This is a genomic window from Gordonibacter sp. (genome assembly GCF_036667095.1).
Classification (GTDB): domain Bacteria; phylum Actinomycetota; class Coriobacteriia; order Coriobacteriales; family Eggerthellaceae; genus Gordonibacter.
Window position 1 is genome coordinate 1 of sequence record NZ_JAVWUP010000222.1, and the last position, 3,719, is coordinate 3,719.

General features: G+C 60.8%; 3 protein-coding genes. All 3 read right to left on the reverse strand.

All coding sequences use genetic code 11. The features are described 5' to 3' along the window. Nucleotides 1-1,249, reverse strand: a 1,249-nt coding sequence (locus RR842_RS12765; protein ID WP_332729989.1) for an MFS transporter, incomplete at its 3' end; no start/stop codon positions are given. A gap of 132 nt (nucleotides 1,250-1,381) precedes the next feature. Continuing rightward, on the reverse strand, nucleotides 1,382-2,857 hold the full coding sequence (locus RR842_RS12770; protein ID WP_332574752.1) for an MFS transporter: 1,476 nt from the start codon (nucleotides 2,855-2,857) through the stop codon (nucleotides 1,382-1,384). Nucleotides 2,858-2,974: 117 nt separating this feature from the next. Further along, on the reverse strand, nucleotides 2,975-3,719 hold a 745-nt coding region (locus RR842_RS12775; RefSeq protein ID WP_332729990.1), incomplete at its 5' end, for an amidohydrolase family protein.

Below are 3,719 nucleotides of genomic sequence, written 5' to 3' on the forward strand. Positions count from 1 at the left end.
TGGTCCAACCCGACTCGAGCCCCAGCAGTACCAGGTAAAAAGGCAGGTACTCGTAAGGTACGAGGAACGCTCCCACGTAGAAGAACGCGCAGAACCCGGCAATGACCACCATGACGTTGCGCTGGCGCAGCTTCTGGAACCGTCCGAGCAGGACTGCAGTGACCAGTGCCATGGGTATGGAGGCGGCGAATCCGAGCGAGGCCATCGACCCGCCCGAGATACCGGCCTGGGCCTGTGCGTCGGCTGTGCTCAACCCTTGGGCCAGCAGCTTGCCCAGCTCGATTTCCTGCACGTAGGTGGGCACCCAGGTAAGCACCGCGAGCGAGGTGAACATGAGGAAGCAGAAGCCCAAGCCGAACAGCCACATGCGCTTGACCTTGAAGCCCTCGAGCAGGATAGCTGCGGGACGGTGGGCTTTTTTGCCCGTCTTGCACTGCTGCTTTGCCGCGATGCCTCGTCCGGTATGTGGCACGCTCACGAACAGGGCGAACGTAACGAACGCCACGAGTGCCAGCGCGTCGGAGAACCACCACCATGCATGCCAGCTGTACGCATCGCCTGTGAGCGCGAGCGCCACCGGCATGCCGATGTTGTAGGCGAGCGTGGAACCCACGACGTACCACAGGTTCCAAATGCCCATGGGCAGCCCCGCCTTCTCGCGGGGAAAGTACATGGAGATGACGGTGGTGGCAACCACACCCATCATGGCAACGCCGATACCCTCGAGCACGCGTCCGGCGATGAGCTGTACGAACGTGGACGACAGTGCGCCCGCTGTACAGCCTGCCACCATGAATGCCAGCCCGAACAGGCCTACGCCTTTGGGGCCGAAGCGGTTGAGCAGGAACGCCGAGGGAAATGCTGTGACGATGCCGGCGACGGCGATGACGGACATGAGCCAGCCGGTCGCGCCGGGGTCGGTGTGGAAGTCCGCCATGAGGGCGGGCATGAACGTAGGTACTTTGAACTGGTTCATGATGACGATGATACCGCAGAACAACATGGCGAACAGCACGATCCAGCCTTTGCGTTGACGGTTCTTGGCGGTGTCCAGGTTTTGCGGGGGAGTAAACCGCGAGGAGGCAACGGAGGAGGTGCGCGGACGATCTGAATCTCCCCCAATGCCAGGGAGATGACCGCGATGATGCTTTGCGGTGGGGTACTGGTGATTTGGGGCAGGCGAGTGGCTGGGGTCACCCGCATGGCAGCGATGCTTGCTGCCATAAGGATGCTTGTCGAGATCGCTCATGATGAATCCCTTCTCCCCGCGTGTGCGGAGATACAGGCTTATCGGATGGTGAGCCGCCGTTTGAGAAGCGGCTTCTGGTTGAGAGGGGGCGGCTCGGTTGCGGTGAAGCCGGGCCGCCGGAAGCGTGGAATCTTAGTGCTGGGATGCCGTCTGGCCCTGGGCGGACTCGTCGGCAGGAGCGGTAGCGGGCTTCTTGGGGGGCTTCACGCCGAAGCTCAGCAGGCAGCCGATGATGCCGACGGGCACGAGCGCCCAGAAGGCCAGCATCGGGTCGACGTGGATGCCTTGCGCCAGCGCTCCCTGCGCAGCCTGGCCGATGGCGGCACCGAAGTCGGCCGGGGTGCCGCCGGAGGCGAGCACAGCCTTCTTGGCTTCGATGGCCACGTTGGAGGCGGCGGTGAGGCTGTTGCTGAATGGCGCGAACACGTAGCTGGTGGCAATTTGGCCGGCATACTGGCCCAGTGTCAAGAATGATAGGCCGAACGCGACGGCGGTGGCGCCACCTTTGAACACGAACGTCGGGACGAGCGGGCGGCAACAGGCGTTCAGCATCATGTTGCCGATACAGAAGAACAACACGTATGGGATGAAGAACGACGCCTGGAAGACCAAGGCCGAGCAGATGGTGAGGCCCAGGATGCCCACCACCACGCAGAGGTACTTCTTGTCCTTGGGCGTCTTGTCCAGGATCAGGCCGCCGATGGGAGCAAGCGCGCCGCAGGCCACGATCAGGCCGCCCCAGAGTCCGGCGGTCGTTGCGTCCCAGCCGAAGCCGCCGAGCAGTTCAGGCGTTTGCAGCCAGGTCTTCAGATATTGGCTGAAGGCGTAGTTCATGTAGTTGAAGATGGCGAACATGATGATGAGGCACCACAGCTGGCGGCTCTTGAAAAACTTAATGACCGCCTTGAGTGGCTTGCGATCGGGCGATACTTGCGAGCGCTCTTCGGCACGCGGCTCGCGGAACACGATGGCGAATACAATGCCCAATGCGAGGGCGACCACTGCCCATACCCACTGGAGATTTGCGATATTTGAGCCTACCAAGTGGTACACGCCATCATTAACGAAGTTTGACAGAAAGATGCCAATAGGGGCCCAGCACGACCAGATAGCCATGGCGCGTCCGCGTGTGGAGTCGGGGAACCAGATGGACACGCAGGTGGGGCCAGCAACTACACAAGTGGAAAGTCCTAGGCCGAGGATAAAACGTCCAGCCAAGAAGAAGTAGAAATCGCCGCCTACGGTGGCCGCGCTTAGCGAAGTGCCTACAACTGCGGCACCAAGACCGATGAGTGTGGTAGCTTTTGGGCCGAACTTACGTACTAAGAACGTAGTAGGTAGGGCCATGATGAGGGCACCGATGGGCACGAGTCCCATGACATTGGAAAGAAGACTGAAGTTGGCGGGATTTGCGAAGAACGCGTTGTTTTCGGCGAGCCAACTTTTAAACACCGGGAAGGTGACGCCCGGTAACCACATCCAAGCGAACACCATGCCGATGCCTGCTAGCAGCGATACGATGAGACAGGGCCAGGCATAAGACGGAGTCTTCTCTACGGGTTTTGCTGTAGGCGCACCAGTTGTAGCGACAGCAGAAGGATTACTCATAGTTCCCCTCTTTCGGACGTCCCCCTTACGGGCGTCGGTTTTATTTTCTGGGGGTGTCGGTCGACACCCCTTTGTTTGGCGCATCGCTTGCAAGCAGGCTTGCGCCGTGCATTTACCTTAAAGATTGAACAGCTTGGCCGCGTTGCCGCCCAGCATGAGGTCCTTGTCTTCCTGGGAGACGTCCATCGCGTTGACGGACTCCACAGAGCGGGCCATCCACTCGTAGAACACCGGGAACGACGAGCCTAGCAGCAGGTGGTCGGCGCCGTTCACCTTCGCAGCGCACTCGAGCTGGTCTTTGCCCCAGCTCATTGGATGCGTCATGTCGAAGTAGATGTTGTTGGCCAGGTAGCGGTCGTAGGCCTCGTGGTCCACGTTGGTTGCCAGGCGGTTCATGGCCTCTTTCTTCTTGGTGGACTTGTGCGGGGCCAGGATGTGCTGCAAGCCGAACCAGTTGCCGCCGAACATGGTATGGATGAACTTCAGGTTCTCGAACTCGTCGAAGAGCCCTGAGTAGATCTCGCGGCCCACGGCGGCCGCCTGCGCGTGGACGCGGCCGAGTTCGCGGCGCAACACCGTGTACTCGTCGAAGTTCTCGTAGGCGTTCTGGCCGGGCGTGTGGTGTACGACAGCGGGGATCTTCTTGTCGTTGAGCACCCTGAGGTAGGGCTTGAACATCTCGTCGTCGAGGAAGCGGTCGCCGTAGCAGCAGGCCAACTGCACGCCTACCATGCCTAAGTCTCCGATGCATCGCTCGAGCTCGTGGATGTCCTCCTTGCGGCCCCAGGGCGGCACGACAGCGTTGGCGTACAGGCGTCCGTTCGAGCGCTTACACATCTCGGCAGCCTGGTCGTTCACGATC